General features: G+C 49.4%; 22 protein-coding genes. 7 read left to right on the top strand and 15 right to left on the bottom strand.

What is annotated here, in order from left to right:
- The first annotated feature begins 33 nt into the window (after window positions 1-33).
- From ACKFKH_RS09615 to ACKFKH_RS09625, 3 genes are all read left to right on the top strand, one after another.
- The gene (locus ACKFKH_RS09615; protein WP_446858054.1) at window positions 34-561 is read left to right on the top strand and encodes a universal stress protein; all 528 of its coding nucleotides are present in this window, start codon (window positions 34-36) and stop codon (window positions 559-561) included.
- Between the two features lie 228 nt (window positions 562-789).
- Window positions 790-1,296 (top strand): universal stress protein, encoded by a 507-nt coding sequence (locus ACKFKH_RS09620; protein WP_446858055.1) that lies wholly within the window; start codon window positions 790-792, stop codon window positions 1,294-1,296.
- Window positions 1,297-1,431: 135 nt separating this feature from the next.
- Window positions 1,432-2,481, top strand: coding sequence for an agmatinase family protein (locus ACKFKH_RS09625; protein ID WP_446858056.1), 1,050 nt, complete (start codon window positions 1,432-1,434; stop codon window positions 2,479-2,481).
- 540 nt (window positions 2,482-3,021) lie between these two features.
- Here the strand turns inward: ACKFKH_RS09625 and ACKFKH_RS09630 are convergent.
- The 8 genes from ACKFKH_RS09630 to ACKFKH_RS09665 all read right to left on the bottom strand — a co-directional run bounded on the left by ACKFKH_RS09630 (window position 3,022) and on the right by ACKFKH_RS09665 (window position 8,227).
- Window positions 3,022-3,783 carry a phycobilisome rod-core linker polypeptide gene (locus tag ACKFKH_RS09630; protein ID WP_446858057.1) on the bottom strand — a complete coding sequence of 254 codons (762 nt, stop codon included), beginning with the start codon at window positions 3,781-3,783 and terminating at the stop codon, window positions 3,022-3,024.
- 125 nt (window positions 3,784-3,908) lie between these two features.
- Complete coding sequence (locus tag ACKFKH_RS09635) at window positions 3,909-4,652, bottom strand: phycobilisome rod-core linker polypeptide (RefSeq protein WP_446858058.1); 744 nt, start codon at window positions 4,650-4,652, stop codon at window positions 3,909-3,911.
- A 72-nt stretch (window positions 4,653-4,724) separates the two neighbouring features.
- Window positions 4,725-5,567, bottom strand: a complete 843-nt coding sequence (locus ACKFKH_RS09640; RefSeq protein ID WP_446858059.1) for a phycobilisome rod-core linker polypeptide — start codon at window positions 5,565-5,567, stop codon at window positions 4,725-4,727.
- Between the two features lie 133 nt (window positions 5,568-5,700).
- Window positions 5,701-5,943, bottom strand: a complete 243-nt coding sequence (locus ACKFKH_RS09645; RefSeq protein ID WP_446858060.1) for a phycobilisome linker polypeptide — start codon at window positions 5,941-5,943, stop codon at window positions 5,701-5,703.
- 159 nt (window positions 5,944-6,102) lie between these two features.
- The gene (locus ACKFKH_RS09650) at window positions 6,103-6,966 is read right to left on the bottom strand and encodes a phycobilisome rod-core linker polypeptide (protein WP_446858061.1); all 864 of its coding nucleotides are present in this window, start codon (window positions 6,964-6,966) and stop codon (window positions 6,103-6,105) included.
- Window positions 6,967-6,988: 22 nt separating this feature from the next.
- Window positions 6,989-7,138, bottom strand: coding sequence for a hypothetical protein (locus ACKFKH_RS09655; protein ID WP_446858062.1), 150 nt, complete (start codon window positions 7,136-7,138; stop codon window positions 6,989-6,991).
- A gap of 9 nt (window positions 7,139-7,147) precedes the next feature.
- Window positions 7,148-7,636, bottom strand: a complete 489-nt coding sequence (cpcA, locus tag ACKFKH_RS09660) for a phycocyanin subunit alpha (RefSeq protein ID WP_446858063.1) — start codon at window positions 7,634-7,636, stop codon at window positions 7,148-7,150.
- A gap of 72 nt (window positions 7,637-7,708) precedes the next feature.
- Window positions 7,709-8,227 (bottom strand): phycocyanin subunit beta, encoded by a 519-nt coding sequence (locus ACKFKH_RS09665; RefSeq protein ID WP_446858064.1) that lies wholly within the window; start codon window positions 8,225-8,227, stop codon window positions 7,709-7,711.
- Between the two features lie 793 nt (window positions 8,228-9,020).
- On the opposite strand from ACKFKH_RS09665, the gene miaB reads away from it, so the two are divergent.
- Window positions 9,021-10,376, top strand: a complete 1,356-nt coding sequence (gene miaB / locus ACKFKH_RS09670) for a tRNA (N6-isopentenyl adenosine(37)-C2)-methylthiotransferase MiaB (RefSeq protein WP_446858065.1) — start codon at window positions 9,021-9,023, stop codon at window positions 10,374-10,376.
- Between the two features lie 2 nt (window positions 10,377-10,378).
- Here the strand turns inward: miaB and ACKFKH_RS09675 are convergent, their stop codons facing one another.
- The 7 genes from ACKFKH_RS09675 to fraC all read right to left on the bottom strand — a co-directional run bounded on the left by ACKFKH_RS09675 (window position 10,379) and on the right by fraC (window position 17,289).
- Window positions 10,379-11,002, bottom strand: a complete 624-nt coding sequence (locus ACKFKH_RS09675) for a Uma2 family endonuclease (RefSeq protein ID WP_446858066.1) — start codon at window positions 11,000-11,002, stop codon at window positions 10,379-10,381.
- A 21-nt stretch (window positions 11,003-11,023) separates the two neighbouring features.
- On the bottom strand, window positions 11,024-11,845 hold the full coding sequence (gene larE / locus ACKFKH_RS09680) for an ATP-dependent sacrificial sulfur transferase LarE (protein WP_446858067.1): 822 nt from the start codon (window positions 11,843-11,845) through the stop codon (window positions 11,024-11,026).
- Window positions 11,846-11,914: 69 nt separating this feature from the next.
- On the bottom strand, window positions 11,915-13,879 hold the full coding sequence (locus ACKFKH_RS09685) for an ATP-binding protein (protein ID WP_446858068.1): 1,965 nt from the start codon (window positions 13,877-13,879) through the stop codon (window positions 11,915-11,917).
- Window positions 13,880-13,966: 87 nt separating this feature from the next.
- Window positions 13,967-14,767: an ABC transporter permease gene (locus tag ACKFKH_RS09690; protein WP_446858069.1), complete on the bottom strand. Its 801-nt coding sequence runs from the start codon at window positions 14,765-14,767 to the stop codon at window positions 13,967-13,969.
- A gap of 254 nt (window positions 14,768-15,021) precedes the next feature.
- Window positions 15,022-15,645: a transglutaminase-like domain-containing protein gene (locus ACKFKH_RS09695; protein WP_446858070.1), complete on the bottom strand. Its 624-nt coding sequence runs from the start codon at window positions 15,643-15,645 to the stop codon at window positions 15,022-15,024.
- 42 nt (window positions 15,646-15,687) lie between these two features.
- Window positions 15,688-16,695 carry a DUF5357 family protein gene (locus ACKFKH_RS09700; protein ID WP_446858071.1) on the bottom strand — a complete coding sequence of 336 codons (1,008 nt, stop codon included), beginning with the start codon at window positions 16,693-16,695 and terminating at the stop codon, window positions 15,688-15,690.
- A 60-nt stretch (window positions 16,696-16,755) separates the two neighbouring features.
- A complete protein-coding gene (fraC, locus tag ACKFKH_RS09705) occupies window positions 16,756-17,289 on the bottom strand; it encodes a filament integrity protein FraC (protein ID WP_446858072.1) in 534 nt (177 codons plus the stop codon).
- Window positions 17,290-17,319: 30 nt separating this feature from the next.
- Between fraC and ACKFKH_RS09710 the strand changes: the two genes are divergently transcribed.
- From ACKFKH_RS09710 to ACKFKH_RS09720, 3 genes are all read left to right on the top strand, one after another.
- Window positions 17,320-17,502 (top strand): hypothetical protein, encoded by a 183-nt coding sequence (locus tag ACKFKH_RS09710; RefSeq protein ID WP_446858073.1) that lies wholly within the window; start codon window positions 17,320-17,322, stop codon window positions 17,500-17,502.
- A gap of 76 nt (window positions 17,503-17,578) precedes the next feature.
- Window positions 17,579-18,712 (top strand): cob(I)yrinic acid a,c-diamide adenosyltransferase, encoded by a 1,134-nt coding sequence (locus ACKFKH_RS09715; RefSeq protein ID WP_446858074.1) that lies wholly within the window; start codon window positions 17,579-17,581, stop codon window positions 18,710-18,712.
- Window positions 18,713-19,024: 312 nt separating this feature from the next.
- Window positions 19,025-20,236: a glycoside hydrolase family 10 protein gene (locus ACKFKH_RS09720; protein WP_446858075.1), complete on the top strand. Its 1,212-nt coding sequence runs from the start codon at window positions 19,025-19,027 to the stop codon at window positions 20,234-20,236.
- Window positions 20,237-20,278 lie beyond the last annotated feature (42 nt).

Consider the following 20,278-nt stretch of genomic DNA (forward strand, 5'->3'; position numbering starts at 1 on the left):
ACGAGGATGAGTTTACTCAATGAGGTGGACGCAATGTTTCACAAATTATTGGTTGCGGTTGCTCAATCTGAATTTGATCGCCAGATTTTTGAAGAAGCGATCGCCCTTGCAAAATCCAATGATGCGGCTTTGATGTTGTTACACGTTCTCTCTCCGTTTGACGAAGCGTATCCTGGAATTGCGTATCCCGGTATTGCTGGTGTTTACCCTGGCATTCATCAGTCAACGATGCAGGCGTGTCTCGACCAGTGGAAAAAGTTAGAACAAGAGGGCGTAGAATTGCTGCGATCGCTAACCGAAGAAGCCATCCGCGCGGGAGTCAAAGCCGAATTTACTCAGAGCCTTGGCGATCCGGGTCGTGTGATTTGTGAAGCGTCTCGAAATTGGGGGGCTGACTTGATTATGGTGGGCCGTCGAGGTCGCAGCGGATTGGGTGAATTTTTCTTGGGCAGTGTCAGCAATTATGTGCTTCATCATGCCCCTTGTTCAGTTTTGACCGTGCAGAAACCCGTCCCAATTGAGTCTGAAATTCGGCAAGACAAGGCTGTGTTACAAGGTTGACCCGGTTAACGTCAATTCGATGAAATGCTTTGCCTTGCAGATCTAAAATGCGCCTCCCAAATTCGCCACGAGTGAAGGACTTTGAATCAGAAAACTTGTTTAAAAGTTCTCCAGAATTGGCAGCTTGAGGGGCAAAAGACTTGAATATCGCGGCGAAAAAACTTGTCAAATTTACGTCAGTTTATTCAATTCAAAACTATCGCGTCCAAAATATCATGGAGATGACAGATGTTTGAACGAATCTTAGTCGCATTAGACAATCCCCAACGCAATGAGTCGTTGATTAAAGCGGCGATCGTACTGGCAAAAACCACAAACGCAAGATTATTGCTGCTACACGTTTTGCCCCTAGAAGGTCGTCACTCTAATCATGTTCAGGCAAACGATATCAGCCACGCCAAAGAAAATAATCTGGAATGGCAACGCTGTCAAAAGAGTGACTTAGAAGAACTGCGATCGCTCTACAGAACTGCCAATGCTGCGGGCGTATCTGCTGATATTGCTCAACCACTCGGAGATCCGGGCCAAAAAATCTGTGAACTGGCTCATCAATGGGGCGCTGATTTAATTGTGATGGGCAGAAGAGATGCAATAGACACCCATCAAACTACACTTGGCAGCGTTAGTCGATACGTAGCAGCGAATAGCTTTTGCTCAACGGCGATTATGCAAAATCAATCGTGTGAGGATTTTGTGATGAATACGTCCAAAATGGCTTTTGCAACACAATCCTGAACGGGAGCTTCGGATTAGGTTGAGCAGGATTTAGGCTCGTGATCTAGACTGAAGTGAGCGACCCCTCGCGAGTCACTCGAAGCGACCCCTTGCGGGTAACTCGAAGAGATCGTTCTCTCTCTTTCTCACTGCACAATGGCAACCGCACAAATTCTGCAAACTTTTAACCCAAACGACATCGGCGTTGATAATGGCAATCTATTGGGGCTGCCTTTTGACTACGAATCGGCCAATATTATTGTGATTGGCGTTCCCTGGGAAGTCACCGTTTCTTATCGCGCTGGAACGGCCGCCGCTCCTCAGACGATTTTGGATGCGTCGCGTCAGTTAGATATCTTTGATTTTGATCATCCCAACGGCTGGAAACAAGGGATCTTTATGACAGAGATTTCGCAGTCGATTCAGCAAAAAAGCGACGCGCTCAGACAGGATGCGATGCGAATTATTGAGCATCTGGAGCAAGGCAAACAAGTGGCAGACGATGCAGATCTGTCCCAAGTGTTACAAACAATTAACCGAGAATGTGAAGCGGTTAACCAGTGGCTCTTTGATCAGGCGCAAGCGGCGATGAAGTTGGGTAAAAAGGTGGTCGTGATTGGCGGCGATCACAGTGTTCCTTTGGGCTATTTTCGGGCGTTGAGCGATCGCTATTCAGACTTTGGCATTTTGCACATTGATGCTCATGCTGACCTGCGCGCCGCTTACGAAGGCTTCCAGTTTTCTCACGCCTCGATCATGTTTAATGCGCTGCAACTGCCGCAAATCTCAAAGCTTGTCCAGGTGGGAATTCGTGATGTCTGTCACGACGAGATTGAGTTAATTCAACAGTCGGGCGATCGTGTCTCTACCTACTTTGATCCGATGCTAAAAGAGAAGCTGTATGCCGGGGTTTCCTGGTTAGATCTTTGTCAACAAATCGTCGCTCAATTGCCTCAGCAGGTTTACATTAGTTTTGATATTGACGGACTCGATCCCAAGCTTTGCCCCAACACTGGAACGCCTGTCCCCGGCGGCTTGGAGCTAGAGCAAACTATTTGTCTATTTCGAGAAGTGGTGCGAAGTGGGCGAGAAATTATTGGCTTTGATGTGGTAGAAGTCGGTAATCAAGAATGGGATGGCAACGTCGCCGCCAGAGCCGTTTATAAGCTGTGTAATTTGATGAGCCTGAGCAAAGAATCTCATTAATTGAAGTTAGGATCGTGAATTAAATAAGATCGTTTATTGCCAAGCGACTTCGCCCCCTTGCTTCCTGAATCTCCCCTAGATGGAAGACTTTAAGCCAGAACTAAAAGTCCCCCAAAACTGGCAGCTTGGGGCAAAAGATTCAAACAACGCAACGAAAGAACTTCACTAAGGAACGCGAGTTTATTAACCTGAAATTCTCTAAATATGCGTGGTCAGTTGATTTTGGCTTCGTTTGAATGGGTTGCAGCCCCCTAAATCCCCCAAATTTGGGGGACTTTGAAGCTCGAACCCGTTTTGCAATTCCAGAATTTTTTTGATCTCAAAGTCCCCCAGAATGGGGGATTTAGCGAATCGAAGACGATCGGACTGAATTTAAAACAAGCACTGGGCCTGATAGCCGATTATCCAGCGATCGCCAAAAGTAAAACACCTTCAACCACCGCAACATAACCAACCATCAAACCCAGTCACGAGTTCTAGATTGTGAGTTCTAAGCTTTGAGTTCTAAGTTTTGAGTTAACTCATCCCTCACCCCTTTCTTTAACGCTTTCCTCTCGAAGGCACCTTACTCATGTAATCAATGCTCGAAGCCGTGAGCTTTTGAGCATAGTTGACCTTGGGCGCGATCGAGGCGGCCATGTCGGAGTATCTGCGAGGGTCGCCTTCGGCCAGCTTGCGGTCTTGATACTTCTTGGTGTAGTACTTCTCTATCGTAAAGCGCCAGTCGTTTTTGACGGTGCCAGCCGTTTCCTGGAAGTCTTCGCCATAGCGAGGAGTATCCAAATTAAAGGGACGAGCCTCCATCCGCTTGCGCTGATAAGGAACGGTGTTGTCACCAAACGCCAGAGTGTACTCTTCGCTGTCAAGTAGCGCATCGACAAAGCCGCCAAAGCCTTTTGTGCCAATGACGATCGACCAGGCGATCTCTTCAGCTTTGTTGTAAGAATCGCGTCCCAAAAACCGCTTGAGGCAAATTTGCACCAGACGATAGTTGTTGTTGACCGAGACGACGGTGCTATAAAACCGCTCAGACTTTGCCAATTCACGAATGAAATCACGCACCGTAATGGCACCATTTCTCAACCGAGATTCTGAGGCAATTTGACGGTTAAATCTCAGCGTTTCATGTTCGCTAAAGACCTGACGGTAGCCTGCCCAGATTAGGGCTTCCACTTCACTAGCGTCGCTCACGTCTTCGATGCGATAGATGTAGGGCGTGTCTTCGTTCTGGTCGGCAGTTCCAAAACTGCTCACCCGATGATTTTGAGTCGTTGGTTTGTACTCTAATAATGGCAATGCCATTCCAGTATCCCTCTTGTAGTGGTTAGATGAGGCTGGATTTTCGATTTAGGAAACGATCGTGAAATCCATGATGAAACTATTATCCCGCGTCTTGTCTGCAAGATCTTGTTTGTGAGAATGCAGAACTACCGCAATGGGAAACTCGAAGAACTGCTGATTGAGGCGGCCGTGCCACTGGCGACCGTTTCACGAGTCATGTCAGGAATTTGGATGTTGTCCGTTTTCACCGGAGTAAACTCGGCGGGTTTGATCTTAATCGATCGTGCCATATCCATAAAGTTGGCCACAGCGCCCCACTTGTAGCGCTCAGTTTCTAACTTATCGCGCCAGTAGTTGCCATAGCGAGGGGTCACGAGGTTGAACGGCCGATCTTTAAACCGACGACGTTGATAAGGAACAGTATTGTCGCCAAAGGTGCGATCGTACTCTTCACTGTCGAGCAGCGTATCGATGAACGTATCCCAGCCCAGCGTGGCGATTTTGATCGACCAGGCCAGCTCTTCCTCTTTGTTATAAGAAGCGCGACCCAGTAGCCGCTTCAACGTCAGTTCGACAATGCGGTAGTTAGAATTCGTCTCTACCACCAGTCTGCGGTAGGTGTCTGACTTAGCCAAACCCCGCACAAAATCTCGAACGGTGATCGTCCGATTTCGCAGTTGTGATTCCAAATTTACCTGACGGCTGCTCTTGAGAATCACATGTTCACTAAATACCTGACGATAAGCAGCCCAGATCAACTGCTCAATGTCCGTCAGATCAGCGCAGTCTTCGAGACGATAGAGGTAAGGCGTATCTTCACCCGGCACCTCATAGCCAGCCACGCGCTGATTTTGAGAAGAGGGTTGGTACTCAAGTAAAGGAATTGACATAGGAGTGAATCAAGAATGAGGGGTGAAGAATGAAGCGAGAGGAATCAACCGATCCCATTCGCCAATCATCAGTTAGACCTTGGGATTGCCAGGGATATAGCGATAGGGCAACGAGACGGCCACTCTTTTTACAGTTGGCTTGCCTGTTTGCGGCACTTCACGGCTCATATCAGGCACCTTGACTGCACTCGAAGTCGCTCTCGCAACGTGACGCTGAGAGTCTTGATGGGGGGTCAAAATCGACTGAGCCATATTCAAGAAGCTGAAGGGAATGGCTTGACGAATTACCTGTTTGTCGAGATTGCCAGCGTTATAGGTTCGCACTTGATAGTAGGAATTGGTTGCCAACTCTCGTTCGAGCAAGCGTCCCCGCCAAAAATCGCTGTATCGAGGATTGGTCAAGTTAAACGGACGGCCTTCGAGACGACGACGCTGATAAGGTACGATGTCATCTCCAAATGCCTGGCGATATTCTGCACCATCGACGATCGCGTCAATAAATCCGTGTAGCCCTTTGGTGGCAATGACGATCGACTGCGCGATCTGCTCATCTTGCCCGTAGCTGGCCCGTCCCAAAAAGCGTTTGCAGGTGAGATCTACAACTCGATAATTAGAGTTAGTATCCCAAACCAGTTCGCGGTAGACATCAGACTTACCCAACCCGCGAATAAAGTCTGCAACCGAAATCATCCGATTGCGAAGTTGAGACTCCAAAAAAGTCTGGCGGTAGCTTTCGAGAATCAGGTGTTCGCCAAAGATTTGACGATAGGCTGCCCAGATCAATTCATCAATTTCGGCAACGCTGGTGGCATCCCTCAATCGATACGCCTGGGGATCATCTTCATCCAAAACATCATATCCATCGACACGCTGGTTTTGAGTCTTGGGAGTTACTTTGAGTAATGGGAGAGACATAGGGATAAACAAGAACAACGAATGGGAAAGAGAATCGCTTTTGTCTAGAGGTTGAAACTCAGAGAAACGCTAGATTCAATAAAATCGTCCGGTTGAAAACGACCCATAAAAGCCGTCTCAGTCTGCGATCGAGTTAGCCTTCTTCAGAAGTCATCGGCTCAATGTTGACGATTTTGCCACCCATACGAGTGATCCGCTGCATCTCTTCATTCATGCGGCTGTAGGGCACCGTAATAAAAATACTCCCACTGCGACGAATGTCATAGTTTTGTAAATCAGTCTGGTCATTTTGACGCAAACCCACAACTTCATAACGAAACATCCGGCTACCAGAAGGCGTATTGGCAGCGCTACCAACGGCGGTTTGACCAAGCATTCTTAAGATCTCCTGTGATAGTTGAAAACAAACTTGTCAGAACAGGGATAAGAGATGAAAGACGCTGTGAGCACCCTCAAAAACCGCACAATAAGCAACCGCTCATCCTACAAAGTTTCTGAAATCCTCGCTAACTCATCCCTCATCCCTCATTCTTTCTTAAGCAGTCGTGATGCTCACGATCTTTGCGCCCGTGCGTTGGATCTGCTGCATCTTTTGTGAAAGCTGCTCGTAGGGCACCAAGAACGCAGTGCTGCTGCGACGAACACTGGGGAAGCCTTTACCCCGAACGCCAGCTACTTCGACTCGATAAATGCGGCCGCTCTCTCCGTAAGAGCCGCCCAAACATTTACTCGGAGCCGAGTCGCTAGAAGGACTGTAGTGTGACCAGCCGCCATCGGTGCTAGAAGGCTGCCGAATCGTGGTAGCAACATTCTGCGCTAGACCTTGCGCCAGACGAGACCGATTGCCCTCAGCTTGAGAGCGATCGCTGTTGGCGTAGCCCCGATAGAGACGAAACAGATTGGTAAAGCCGATCGTTCTGGCTCCCGTCTCAAACTGGAACCCTCTGTAGAAGGGAACCACATTGTCGCCAAAGCTGGCTTGATATTCTTCTGAGTCCAGATAAGAGTCGATTTCAGCGTCAAACCCCTGAGTCTCGTAGATATCTAGATGACGCACCACTTCAGATTCTTCAAAGGGGGCACGACCCAGCAAATGTTTGTGGTTGAGTTCGATGACTCTGGTCTGAAAGTTGCCGTAGAGAAACTTGTTTTTATATAGCTCAGACTTGGCGACCAATCGCACGAACTCTCTAACGGTGATTTTGCCATCGCGTAAAAGCGATTCTGCACTCGTCAAGCGCTCAGACTTCATGATGTAGTCGTTGCCCAACACCTGACGATAAACGGCACGAATGACGTTTTCAATATCTTCTTTTGTCCAGGGACTCCGCAACTCGACGCGAGTCGTTTCTGCAAAAGGGGACGTTCCCAAACGCGAAGCTGCTGCTGTGATAGCCATGATTTCTCCTAAATGAACGGTTTTATTTGCTGTCAGCCGTTAGTCGATCGCGCAAAAAAAGCAAATCGCTAGTTGCCGACCGCCAACCGCCACCAGGTTTAGATAAAACAATGCCCGGAAGGGTAAACAACGGCTGACCAGAGCCAGCAAGTCGCGATACTCTTCCGGGCAAGACGCGCGATTAGCTTAGGGCGTTGATCGCATAGTCGATGTAGGTGTTTGCTTCGTTAGCAGCTTGACCGCTCAGACCGTGGCTCGATTTGATGTTCTTCAGCGCTTCAACGTACCAGCTAGGAGACAGGTCGAAGGTGCGGTTGATTTCATCTAAGCCAGCAACCAGGTACTCATCCATCGGGCCGGTGCCACCTGCAACCAGGCAGTAGGTGACCATGCGGAGGTAGTAGCCGATGTCACGAGAGCACTTTGCTTTGCCTTCGGGGGTTGCTGCAAAGTTTGCGCCCTGCATCTGGGTGGTGTAGGGGAACTTGGAGTACACTGCTTGAGCCGCGCCGTCGATCAGTTTTTGAGCGTTGTTGGTCAAAGCACGAGCGGCTTCCATGCTGGCAGCAGCGCGCTCAAAGCGACCGTTGACGGCTTGCAGTTCGGTGTTGCTCAGAAAACGACCTTGGGTATCCGCAGATGCGATCGCTTCGGTAATGGGGGTCTTCATCGTCAAATATCTCCCTAAAAGATGTGGTGTTGTTATAGAGAAAAGTTAGCGGTTAGCTTGTTAGCCGCTCGATTAAGCAACCGCAGCCGCAGCGCGATCGAAGTAGCTAGAAACTTCGGACATCAGCGCCGAGCAGTCACCCTTTGTGATACCGTTGGGGTCATTTGCCAAGCCAACCGCAGCTTCCTTCATTTTTTGAACGCCAGCAGCCACAGAACCACCGGGAACGCCCAGAGCTTGGTAGGTTTCGCGCAGACCGTTGAGGCAGCGATCGTCCAGAACGCTTGCATCTCCAGCCAGGGTTGCGTAGGTCACGTAGCGGAGGATGATTTCCATGTCGCGCAGGCAAGCAGCCATCCGACGGTTGGTGTAAGCGTTGCCACCGGGAGCGATCAGTTGGGGTTGTTCGGCAAACAAGGAGCGAGCAGCGTTAGCAACGATCGTGGAAGCATTGCTGGTGATGCGGTTGACGGTATCCAGGCGCTTGCTGCCATCTTTCACCATTCCCGACAAAGCGTCGAGTTGGGAGTTGCTGAGGAATTCACCTTTGGCATCGGCTTGTGAAACAACCTTAGCGAATGCGTCTAGCATTGGATATTTCTCCTAATAATCTGGGTTTAGTTCGGGTTTGGCTCAAACGGGAAGGTGCGTCGAGCCATTTGGGAGACTGCGTTACCAGTCAGGTGGGCAGAAAACGCAACTTAAATTTTCCAAGCCCTCTTGCTCTTCATACAAGCCGTTTCATGTCACCAGGTAACAATCCAGTTCATGAAGCGAAGTTTAGAAATCTGAGAAAATTTCATTTTTATATGAGAGGTCGGGAGGTCTTGTTAAATCAGTGTTTTAGATGGGTTTCATCTGTTGTTTTTACCCTTCGAGTCTTTTTATACAATGCGGTAGAGCCATTGTTTGTTACAAGTTGTTGAGTTGCGTAAAGACAGGCGTAACAAATAATGAAATTGCCTCTCTGATTGGCTTGTGGCGAATATTAGAAGGTTTTTTCTAAAATTAATCAAAACGTTTTAAGAGAGTTTGTTAAGAGTGCTTAACTCATTTTTTCTTTACATTCTCTAAAATCCACATCTGGCGCTGACTTCGACGATCTCTTAAAATTTAGTTTTTGTATCATTTTGTATCTGTGGAGGCAGCTTTTGACCAAAATAAGTTCTTAAGTTTTGTAAAGAATGCCTGATCGCGATATGGAGTCAGGGGCACGCAGCGATCGCTCCAAAAGTCAAGCAGTCATACAGGCTATCCTGCGATCGCTTTCCCGTCTGTAGCGAATGGATCTGTCGATTATTTCAGAAGCCTGACTGGAACCTGGAAGAACCGTGAAAGGGCGATCTACAATAGATAGCTGGCTCCTCGCAACAAGTGACACCTCATGACTGCTCAATCTCGCCGCTACCACATCACCACTTTCGGCTGTCAGATGAACAAAGCCGACTCCGAACGCATGGCTGGCATTCTGGAAACGATGGGCTTTGAGTGGGCAGACGAAGCCAATGATGCAGATTTGATTCTCTACAACACCTGCACGATTCGAGACAACGCCGAACAGAAGGTTTATTCTTACCTGGGCAGACAGGCGGCGCGCAAACAAAAAAACCCAGAATTGACGATCGTGGTCGCGGGCTGTGTTGCTCAACAAGAAGGCGAAGCGCTCCTGCGTCGGGTGCCCGAACTCGATCTCGTCATGGGCCCCCAACATGCCAATCGACTAGAAGATCTGCTCGAACAGGTTTTTAGTGGCAATCAGGTTGTCGCTACCGAAGCGATTCACATTGTCGAAGACATTACAAAACCGAGACGAGACAGCAGTGTGACCGCCTGGGTGAATGTCATTTATGGCTGTAACGAACGCTGTACCTATTGTGTGGTGCCGAATGTGCGCGGCGTTGAGCAATCTCGCACTCCCGAAGCGATTCGAGCAGAAATGGAAGAATTAGGACGACAAGGCTTTAAGGAAATCACGCTGCTCGGACAAAATATTGACGCATACGGCCGCGATTTGCCTGGAGCCACGCCCGAAGGTCGGCACAAACACACGTTGACCGATCTGCTTTACTTTGTCCATGATGTCCCTGGAGTCGATCGCCTTCGATTTGCCACCAGTCATCCTCGCTACTTTACCGAACGGCTGATTCGCGCCTGTGCTGAGTTGCCCAAAGTTTGCGAACATTTCCACATCCCGTTTCAGTCGGGCGATAATGATCTGCTCAAGGCAATGTCACGCGGATACACTCAAGAAAAATATCGGCGAATTATTGACACGATTCGCGCCTACATGCCAGATGCGTCGATCAGTGCGGATGCGATCGTCGGCTTCCCCGGTGAGACAGAAGCTCAATTTGAGAACACGCTGAAACTGGTGGATGATATTGGCTTCGATTTGGTGAACACGGCAGCTTATTCGCCTCGTCCGGGTACGCCTGCCGCTATTTGGGACAACCAGTTGAGTGAGGAAGTGAAAAGCGATCGCCTACAACGTCTGAATCGATTGGTCAACGTCAAGGCAGAAGAACGGTCTCAACGGTATGGCGATCGCATTGAGGAGATTTTGGTCGAAGATCAAAACCTCAAAGATCCCACTCAAGTCATGGGTCGGACTCGCGGCAATCGGCTAACTTTCTTTGCAGGCGACATTCACCAACTCAAAGGCAAACTCGTCAAAGTCAAAATCACCGAAGTCCGTCCCTTTAGCCTCACAGGTCAACCTTTAGTCGAAGCTTATTTGTAGATTCACTGGCTAAACAACGTTAACAACCAACGACCAATCGCTCCGTCATCTTCAGTTTGCGATCGTCTTAACGCTTCTTCTACGGTCGCCATCTCCAACCCCGGCAACACTTGAGAAACTCGAATTGGAACACTTTGATTCGCAGATAAAGTAAACGCAAAAATCTGGTTTAGATTGACATCAATCATCCATTGTTCTGATACGCCTGCTTGTTGATAGAGGGCTGTTTTACGATCACAATCTTCTCGACACCGATTAGCTGAAATTTCAACAATCAGCGTGGGCGGAGGAGTTTCATTTAGATTAATGGGCAAATGGCTTCGAGGCGGAAAAGTTAGACTTTCTCCAACATAGAAGGCAAGATTAGGCTGGAATTCACAATCGTCAGCTTTTCTGAAACTCCCGCGCATCAACCCCTTGACTGGAATATCTCTGCTCATCGCGTATAGGATAATCAGGATCGAAAAAATGCCGTCACTTTGACAAGATGGCGATTCGATCTTCAAACAACCCTGGTGATAATAGAAGCGATCGCTCACTCGTTTCGGATCGTCAGCAAGCGCCAAAAATTCTTCCCAGGTTGCCTCAAGCCAGACGTTTTCAGGAACAGTTATCAAATCAATCATGCTGTTCAGCGCTTTCTAAATCTACGCTTTTGAATTGGCGGACGCAAATTGCAGAACTTGATTGAGTTTGCCGCTTCGGTAGCCTTCTAGATCTAGCGTTACATAGAGAAAACCGTAGGATTGAAAGGCAGAAACGAGCGTTGGTAAATCGGTTTCAATTACGAACTCTTTGACCCGATCGGGCAACACTTCAATTCGGGCCGTATCGCCTTCCGATCGCACTCTCAAATCTCGCCAGCCCAACTTTCGCAGATAAGTTTCCGCCCGTCCGACGCGCTGAAGTTTGGCGATCGTAATCGCTTCACCATACGGAAACCGAGAACTCAAACAGGGTTGAGCAGGCTTATTCCACCAGGGCAAACCGAGATACTTGGAGATTTCGCGAACTTCAGCCTTGGTAACTCCGATTTCAGCTAAGGGCGATCGCGCTCCCCGTTCTTTGGCCGCCTGGATTCCCGGTCGATAGTCGTGCAGATCGTCCGCATTCACACCATCCACGACATAAGGGTAGCCCCACTGCGTCGCCAACGGCTTTAAGGTATCGTGCAGTTCACTTTTACAGAAGTAGCATCGGTTAACCGGATTGCTGCTGTAGTTGGGATTGTCCATTTCGTGCGTCAGAACGACCTTGTGAGCAATGCCAATTTCGGCCGCCTGGATTTGGGCATCCTCCAGATCTTCGGGCAATAGAGACGGAGATTCGGCAGTCATAGCCAGGGCACGATCGCCCAACACATCAAAAGCAATTTTGGCCACGAGCGTACTATCAATGCCCCCAGAATAAGCAATCAGGGCATTTTCCATTTCGGCAAACAGGGCTTTGAGTCGATCGAGTTTTTGCATGGGGGACGTGAGAAGTGAGGAGTGAGGAGTGAGGAGTCGTTTCAACTCAAACCTCTTGACTATTCCACCCTACACTTTATTTTTTGAGTCGGTTGACCCCTGTTCTTGACTGTCCGTGCGGCTGTACTTTGCGACGAGGTTAGCCAAATTTTTGAGGTCGATCGGCTTTGAGATGTAATCGACGGCTCCGGATGCCAGACAGCGTTCTCGATCGCCCTTCATCGCCATCGCGGTTTGCACGATGACGGGAATCGATCGGTAGTCGTCGTGAGTCTGAAGTTGTCGCGTCAACTCTAAACCATCTGCTCCGGGGAGGTGAATGTCCATTAAAATCAGCGCCGGAAGTGACTGAGTGAGCGACTGCCACATTTCACTACTATCTTTGACCCAGGTGACCTCATAGCCCAATTTGCACAGGTAAGCAATCAGCAATCGAGCATTGTGAAGGTTATCCTCAACCAACAAAACGTTGTGCGCCCGAATCGCAGATCCTCGCTTGTTGGCAGGTGGCGTAAAAAATTGGGGAGTCGGATTTTGAGCATTGAGGACAGGCGAAACGGGAGTGTCTCCTTGAGGAATGAGCTGACTTTTAGAATTTCCTCCATCTGCGACGACCGGAAGAACGATCGTAAACCGTGATCCTTGTCCTAACTGTGATTTCACCTCAACTTTGCCGCCGTGCAACTCTGCCAGCTTTTGGGTTAGCGCCAATCCCAGTCCAGTTCCCTCGCCTTGAACGGCATTCGTCAGTTGGGTGTAGGGGCGAAATAAAAGCCGCTGTTGTGCTTCAGAAATGCCTGTTCCCGTATCCCAGACGGTGAAGTTTAGCGCTTTTGCAACGACGTTTACCTCTAAGCCAACGGTGCCTTTTGCAGTAAACTTCAGAGCATTGGACAGCAGATTAAACAGCATTTGTTTGAGTCGGAGCGGATCGACCTCGATCGTCTTCACCTCATCCGTCACGTCTAATTTGAGCGTCAAACCGCGATCGTTGGCTTTTTCTTTAACCAGCTTAAGCGCTATCTGACAGACGCTCAAAACGTCCACCGTTTCGCATTGCAGATCTAGCTGGTTGGCTTCAATTTTAGAAAGGTCGAGAATGTCGTTGATCAGTGCCAACAGATGCTGACCGCTGCTGAGAATAATTCTGAGATATTCTTGATGGCGCACGTTACCGGGATTGTAGCCCTGTTCGCGCAGCAGATGAGTAAACCCCAAAATCGAGCTTAACGGCGTGCGAATTTCGTGACTGGTGTTGGCCAAAAACTCACTTTTGAGACGATTGGCTTGCGTCAGTTCTTGCGTTTGCGCCCGTAGCTGATGATTGTGCTGTTGAAGTTGCTCAACTTGTCGCGATCGATGAATGACCTGTATCGCCTGCGCGATCGCCCGCTTTACCAATGTCGATCGCAGTTGCTCATATAACCCGTCAGATCGAGCAGATTGAGGAGACGACGCAAGCGCAATCAGCCCACCCGCCTTAAACGACTCACCCATCGGCCAGGCACTTTGCCAATTTTGAGTTTGCCATTGATTTAAAGTGGACTGCGCGATCGGGTACTCGAAACCAAGCTCAGCAAGCTCAGAAGTCGAACTGGGCTGAGACAATGAGACCGAGGCTCGATACTGGACTTTAAACATTAGCGGGTCGCTCTGGGTGAGAATTGGCTCTACGATCGCCACCATTTCACCATTGAGAGCTTGACTCAAGTGATCGACTAAGGTTTGGAGTAGCTGAGGCGCGACCTCTTGTGGGTCACTCAAAGAGAGCGAACCTCTTGACGACGATGGCAAAGCCGCATCAAAGCACTCATTGAGACGGGTGTGAAGGTGACTTAGACAACGCTCAACCCAAAGTTCTGCGACAGAGGGCAGCCCGTCAGATTGGGCGAAAGCTCCCGATAGAGAAGTCGCGCCGCCAGTCTCCTGAGAAGCGGATAGATGCAAATGCATAAAGCAGATTGAGATCGGACAGCCTGATGACTCAGTAGAGACCGCATTTGCCGCCAGGGGTTTACGGTTCTTGTTGATCATCCTACCCAAATCTACGGAGATCGCAACGTTCTTAACGGATTTGCTTCGTCAAAAACTCACGAAAACGGGTGAAGAATAAAGGAGAGGCTAGAATTCTCGCACCGAAAAGATTAGAGACGCGATCGCCAGCACCAGTCCGATGTAGAGCAATCCGTAGCCCACATTAATCAGTAAAATTTCGGGGCTAGGAATCAGATTGTAGACCGCTTGATTTTTGAGATCGAGACGCGCTAAATCGGGAAGAACTAAATAGAGTCCTCGCGTGGCAGCTTCGATCGAGGGATTTTTGGCCAACTTGCCGAAGGCGACCAAATCGCGGCTAAGATTGCCCATTAAATAAACGGCGAAGGTAAACAAGACCGCCAAAAGAGAACTCGTGAACACCCCAAAACCGATCGCCACTGCCGTAATGAGAGAAAGCTGCAAAAGCAAAAAGCCCGATGAAATCACAATGTCTCGCAGCGAATGAGGCACCTGAGCAAAGTGAAAAAGGGTGAGCGCGATCGCGGTCATCGCCCCAATCAAAACGGCTAACACCGCCGTCAATCCCAAATGCTTGCCGATGATAAATTCTGTCCGGCTGACGGGTTTGGCAATCAGCACAAAGACAGTACGCTTCTCGATTTCTTTGTTGACGAGTCCCGTTCCGACAAAGACGGCGATCACGAGTCCTAGCAGATTCATGGCGGCCAGTCCCAGATCTAGCAGAATCTTTTTCTCAGTTGCAGCCGAGATTTCGGGTAGGAGCCGATTTGCCAATACCATCGCCAGCGCATACAATCCCACCAGATAGAGAACTCGATCGCGAATCACTTCTCGAAATACATTGGTGGCGATCGTCCAGGTGCGTCCGATCGTACTTCCCACACTGCCCGCTCGATGTGCCATCTTCCCTAATCCTCTTTTTTACCGTCAATTCAACACAGGTTTTTCGCGTCGTTGCTTAACACGTTTGCCCTCCAAGCTGCCAACTTCTGGGAAACTTTCAGACAAAAATTCCTGTTTTGTTTGTCGTCCAGGCGTTGCTGATTGGAGGGATGAATCTGTGGGAAGTGTCCATCTTTTCGCCTCCTAAATCCCCCAAAATTGGGGAACTTTGAACCTTGGGCTTCCCGCCGCTTTGGGGCAATTCATTCCCTGATTCAGCAACGCAATCGTCCAGATTGCCTCAAACCCAAACTCTCTGCACTCTCCAGGGAAACGTCTGGAAGATGAGCCAGCATTTTATCCCATGTTTTGTAAGTTTGCAGCGCTTCTACAACGGTTTGCAGTGGCTCTGAGAGAATGGCTGGAAAATCTGCTTCCTCAGACAATTGCATCTGAAACGCCAGCCTTTCATACGGGGGAGTAAATTGAGCGTTGACTCCCGATCGATTGCCTCTAGCATCCACGCGATACCAACCCCAGTCAGACAGATAGACTGCATTAAACCCATGCAAACTGTAGGGTGCGCCCTTGTCGTCAATGCTCAATCGCTGATAACAAAATCCAGTCGGAATGCCGTTGGCTCGCAACAACGCTGCTAACAAATGACTTTTGGCAAAGCAATATCCCGTTTTGTATTGCAGGACATCCGAAGCGCGGCAGGTAATCGGATTCATCTGATAGTCGTAGCTGTGACGAATCTCATCTCGAACCCACTCAAAACAAGCGGCGGCGATCGCTTCAGACGTGTGTTGTCCGAATGCCAGTTTTTGAGCAAGCCCCAAGATTGCAGATGTTTTCCAATCGATCACTTCGCTGACTTGCAGATACGCTTCCATCATGGCTGTTATAGAATTTGAATCTCAATCTTCTCAGACTTTCTTTTAGCGCGATCGTCGTCTCGGCTCAGGCACATTGGGCGCACCACAGTTGACGACTCCTACCGATCGCGTCACTGGAGCAGACACCGCAGGCGGGGCAGGAGATCTGAAGTCAAACTGAGCAGGCGGGCCAATCTTGCGGCTTTGAGTGATTTGACAAGACTTAGTGACCGAGTAACCGCCCGATCGAGCCGTTGGCCCTCCCCAAACTGCTTGAAGCTCTAGCGTGTACTGATCAGACGTGACTCGACCTCGAATATCCCATAGGTCGTTTTCGGTGACTCGCGGCAATTGTTGTTGGACATCCGCAGAAAAAGCAGGCATCTCCTGATCGAGATCTTTAAGCCAGCGCTCGACTTCTGGCCAGGGCTTTCCTTCTAGACGCAGTTTCAAAACCTTTTCGGCGGTGTCTAACACTTCAATTCCCCGCGATCCCATGTTGTTTTGGGGCTGCACTTCAAACACAAAAGCACTACGGCTAAAGTCATCTGCTCGGAGGCTAGGGTAATTGTTGAGCCAGTCTTGCATCAAAAAGTAAAACTGAAACCAGCAGCTAATAATCAGATTACTCAGCAACAACAGCACAATTTCTTGCCGAGCCGCCGGAGCCGGAGCCGTATAGGTCGGTGTAATTGTCACTGGGTCAGTCTTGATAAACCGCCGGATTGACCAGATTATCGAGGAGATGACTGGCCAACTAATATAAGAGGCCGCGGTGGGTCTTCCTTGCAGACTGCCAAATAGCCAGATCGAGACGAGTGCGCCTGTAATCCACGGGCCGAGAAACAGCGTGTTGACGGTGAGCTTTTTCTTGACGGCCGGATCGTAGGTAAACCACCAGACTCCCGCAATCAAAAACACCCACCCCAACGAGGCAATTACGTTTTGCACCGGAGAGGAGGTCAACCCGGCGACGACCACAGAGAACACGCTCAACAAGATGAAGGTCTGCCAGCACGCGGCTTGGGGCGGGTTCATTCGATCGCGAACTTGCTTAAAAACTTCTCTCATAGGAAATAAACTCATAGCGCTTCGATCGAAGGAAGTAGAAAATACAGCAAAAACAACGGTCTAAATCGGCTGTTCAAAAAAGAGGCGGATAGCGATGATCAGGGTAATGGCACTAAAGCTAAAGGCGTTTGCCCACAAAACTGCCAGAGCGCGACTAGGAACGACCGCAAAGCTGGCTCGACGGGCGCGTTGACCCTGAAATTTAGCCGCTTGTTTGGCTTCGGTTTCAGAATCTTTTTTGATCCCTAGCAGCAATTCCAGCAGGTTGATCCCTTCTAGCTTGAGCAAAAAGGTGCTGATAAAACTAACAAATGCCAGCCCGATCAGGACGGGCGGATTGGTGAGCGAGTCAAAAAAGATATAGCTGATCAGTTGCGATCGCAGGTTTTCTGGCAGCCAGGGTTCCACTGTAAAGAAAATCATCCAGCCGACGACTGTAGATAACAGGTTGACTGTTGCAGCATATTGAATGCTCGTTTTGCGACCAATTCCCAAGCGTCTTTGTAGAACCAGTGATTCGACCGCGATCGCCATCACCAAAAATAGAAGCTGATAAATGATCATTCGCAGGGGCAAGACATCAAATAAAGGCATGGGGCGCGTAGAAGAGACAACAAAGCCGTTATGACAAAGATTTTACGTGGCCGGGCGCGATTTGAGCGGGAAGTTTGGCAGGGGATTTTGAGACGGAATCGATCGCCCCGGCTCATTCTGAAAGCTGGCCTCAAAAGTTCGATCGCCCGTTCATCTAAGTCCATAAATCTAGCATTCGTTTGGGCGCTTGACGATCTTGGCTACTACATCTAGCGTCGATCGTCCCTTTACCTGCTATCTTGAGTGGGTCACTCCGCTAAAATGAAACAGCACGGCAGGAATCAAGGTTATGGCCAGAACGGGAATTGGCATTCGGACGGCTCAGACACGATCGGAGCGGATGGTCGGTCAGATTCACGTCTATGATGGCGCTGGCAAGGGCAAGTCTCAGGCGGCGTTGGGTGTGGTGTTGCGGTCGATCGGGCTGGGCATTCACAATTTCTCGCAAACCCGTGTGCTGTTGCTGCGATTTCTCAAAGGGCCGGGGCGCACGTATGACGAAGATGCAGCGATCCAAGCCCTTCAGCGCGGCTTTCCTCATTTGATCGATCAAGTGCGAACGGGACGAGCCGAATTTTTTGGAGCAGACGAAATCACCAAGTTCGATCGCCAAGAAGCGCAACGGGGATGGGATGTCGCCAAGGGTGCGATCGCGTCGGGACTCTATTCTGTCGTGGTCATGGACGAACTGAATCCGGTGCTAGACCTGGGACTGTTGCCCGTCGATGAAGTGGTCAGCACGCTCAAACGCAAGCCCGAACACATGGAAATCATTGCCACCGGACGAGGGGCCCCCCAGGGATTAATCGATATCGCCGATCTGCATTCTGAAATGCGCCCGATGTATCACCCGATCGCTCAAGAACAGGGCATCGCCGGAATCGAGATTTACGCTGGGGCCGGAAAAGGCAAATCGACTAGCGCACTTGGTAAAGCGCTGCAAGCGATCGGCAAAGGCATCGGACAGGACAAATCGCACCGAGTTTTGATCATGCAGTGGCTCAAAGGGGGGGCGGGCTATACCGAAGATGCAGCGATCGATGCCCTTCGGCAAATTTATCCTAATCTGGTTGACCATCAGCGATCAGGGCGAGATGCGATCGTGTGGCGAGGTCAGCAGCAAGAGTTAGATTATGTCGAAGCAGAGCGGGCCTGGGAAATTGCACGAGCGGCGATCGCGTCCGGCTTATACAAAACGATCATTTTAGATGAATTGAATCCGACCGTTGATCTAGAATTATTGCCTCAAGAACCGATCGTGCAGGCCCTCTTACGGAAGCCTCGCGACACCGAAATCATTATCACCGGACGCTGCAAAAATCCGCCTGCTTACTTCGATCTGGCAACGGTTCATTCAGAAATGGTTTGCCACAAACACTATGCAGAAAAGGGGATTGATCTCAAGCGAGGAGTCGATTTCTAAAGCAGTCTTCTAAAGCAAACTGAACGAATTGGTGAATCAGAGAATTTAATCTTCCGGATGATTGCGATCGTTTCGCGAAATGATTGAAATACCTGGCTGACTCATACGTTGATGATTCGGGCACTGATTATTATTTTCTACGTCAAGGATTTCGCTGGCTTCAGGTTTTGATTGCACTTGATGAAGAGTTGCATTCCCGGAATGATTAAACTTCGATTAGGGAGCATCAATACCTGTAGACTGTAGTGCTAGTGAATTTGTGTGCAAAAAATAGACGATCGGTGCAGTTGGCTCTCTCAATCTTTCGCGCTTATGAATGGACATCTCTATCGAGGTTGGCGACGATTCGTTCGATTTCTGCTGCCTGTTTTATTTTTGGGATCGATCTTCACCTCGATCGCGCTGGGTAATCCCGGCATCACCCAAGAAACTCGCCCAGAAATTCGCGGGGTTTGGATGACGCTCAATGACATGGACATCCTCAAAGATCGCACCAAACTGCAAGCAGCGATCGGTCAACTACAGCGCTTAAATTTCAACACCGTTTATCCCGTCGTTTGGAACTCTGGCTATGTAATGTATCCTAGCGCAGTGGCAAGACGAGCAGAGATTCAGCCCTTTGTTTACCAGGGTTCTGACGGTCACGATATTATTGCAGATGTAGTCACGCAGGCTCATCGTCAAGGGTTACTTGCCATTCCCTGGTTTGAGTTTGGGTTTATGGCTCCTCCGACTTCAGAACTGGTGATCAATCATTCAGACTGGCTGACTCAAAAGCGTGACGGTAGTCAAACTTCGATTAGCGGTGCGGGTGAAGTCGTTTGGTTAAATCCGTTTCGCCCCGACGTTCAACAATTTATTAGCGATCTCGTGATCGAAATCGTTTCTCAATATGATGTCGATGGCATTCAGTTTGACGATCATATGAGTTTGCCGCGTGAGTTTGGCTACGATGACTATACCATTGCGCTCTATACCAAGGAGACCAAGAAAGCGCCGCCCTCAAATCCTGGTGATGCCGCGTGGGTCAAGTGGAGAGCCGACAAAATTACCGCTTTTATGTCTCAGCTTAAGAATGCGGTCAAAGCCAGAAGGCCCAACGCCATTATCTCAGTTTCGCCCAACTACTATGATTTTGCTTATCGATTGCAGCTACAGGATTGGCTCAATTGGGTCAGACAAGGATTGGTAGACGAGTTGGTAATGCAGGTTTATCGCTCTGATCTACAAAGTTTTTATGAGCAGCTTGTCCGCCCAGAGATTCAAGAAGTCCAGCAAAAAATCGCGACGGGCATCGGCATCATGGCGGGTTTGAGAAACAACCAGGTGTCGATCGCTCAGATTCAGTCTCAAGTCCGAGTGGCTCAAGAGCGCGGGTTGGGGGTGGCTTTCTTTTACTACGAAAGTTTGTGGGACGAAGCTCCAGAGCCTCCCGCAGAACGACAAGCAGGATTTCAGGCGCTTTTTCCGGCTCCATCAATGCGATCCCTTGCGGGTAACTCGAAGGGATCGGCGGCAAGATGAGGGATGAGGGATGAGGGATGAGGGATGAGGGATGAGGGATGA

The organism is Phormidesmis sp. 146-20 (assembly GCF_052939475.1).

Bases quoted from the DNA above. Each gene is read 5' to 3' on its own strand.
- ACKFKH_RS09615 (WP_446858054.1), top strand. From the start codon at position 34: ATGTTTCACAAATTATTGGTTGCGGTTGCTCAATCTGAATTTGATCGC.
- ACKFKH_RS09620 (WP_446858055.1), top strand. From the start codon at position 790: ATGTTTGAACGAATCTTAGTCGCATTAGACAATCCCCAACGCAATGAG.
- ACKFKH_RS09625 (WP_446858056.1), top strand. From the start codon at position 1,432: ATGGCAACCGCACAAATTCTGCAAACTTTTAACCCAAACGACATCGGC.
- ACKFKH_RS09630 (WP_446858057.1), bottom strand. From the start codon at position 3,783: ATGGCATTGCCATTATTAGAGTACAAACCAACGACTCAAAATCATCGG.
- ACKFKH_RS09635 (WP_446858058.1), bottom strand. From the start codon at position 4,652: ATGTCAATTCCTTTACTTGAGTACCAACCCTCTTCTCAAAATCAGCGC.
- ACKFKH_RS09640 (WP_446858059.1), bottom strand. From the start codon at position 5,567: ATGTCTCTCCCATTACTCAAAGTAACTCCCAAGACTCAAAACCAGCGT.
- ACKFKH_RS09645 (WP_446858060.1), bottom strand. From the start codon at position 5,943: ATGCTTGGTCAAACCGCCGTTGGTAGCGCTGCCAATACGCCTTCTGGT.
- ACKFKH_RS09650 (WP_446858061.1), bottom strand. From the start codon at position 6,966: ATGGCTATCACAGCAGCAGCTTCGCGTTTGGGAACGTCCCCTTTTGCA.
- cpcA (WP_446858063.1), bottom strand. From the start codon at position 7,636: ATGAAGACCCCCATTACCGAAGCGATCGCATCTGCGGATACCCAAGGT.
- ACKFKH_RS09665 (WP_446858064.1), bottom strand. From the start codon at position 8,227: ATGCTAGACGCATTCGCTAAGGTTGTTTCACAAGCCGATGCCAAAGGT.
- miaB (WP_446858065.1), top strand. From the start codon at position 9,021: ATGACTGCTCAATCTCGCCGCTACCACATCACCACTTTCGGCTGTCAG.
- ACKFKH_RS09675 (WP_446858066.1), bottom strand. From the start codon at position 11,002: ATGATTGATTTGATAACTGTTCCTGAAAACGTCTGGCTTGAGGCAACC.
- larE (WP_446858067.1), bottom strand. From the start codon at position 11,845: ATGCAAAAACTCGATCGACTCAAAGCCCTGTTTGCCGAAATGGAAAAT.
- ACKFKH_RS09685 (WP_446858068.1), bottom strand. From the start codon at position 13,879: ATGATCAACAAGAACCGTAAACCCCTGGCGGCAAATGCGGTCTCTACT.
- ACKFKH_RS09690 (WP_446858069.1), bottom strand. From the start codon at position 14,767: ATGGCACATCGAGCGGGCAGTGTGGGAAGTACGATCGGACGCACCTGG.
- ACKFKH_RS09695 (WP_446858070.1), bottom strand. From the start codon at position 15,645: ATGATGGAAGCGTATCTGCAAGTCAGCGAAGTGATCGATTGGAAAACA.
- ACKFKH_RS09700 (WP_446858071.1), bottom strand. From the start codon at position 16,695: ATGAGAGAAGTTTTTAAGCAAGTTCGCGATCGAATGAACCCGCCCCAA.
- fraC (WP_446858072.1), bottom strand. From the start codon at position 17,289: ATGCCTTTATTTGATGTCTTGCCCCTGCGAATGATCATTTATCAGCTT.
- ACKFKH_RS09710 (WP_446858073.1), top strand. From the start codon at position 17,320: ATGACAAAGATTTTACGTGGCCGGGCGCGATTTGAGCGGGAAGTTTGG.
- ACKFKH_RS09715 (WP_446858074.1), top strand. From the start codon at position 17,579: ATGGCCAGAACGGGAATTGGCATTCGGACGGCTCAGACACGATCGGAG.
- ACKFKH_RS09720 (WP_446858075.1), top strand. From the start codon at position 19,025: ATGAATGGACATCTCTATCGAGGTTGGCGACGATTCGTTCGATTTCTG.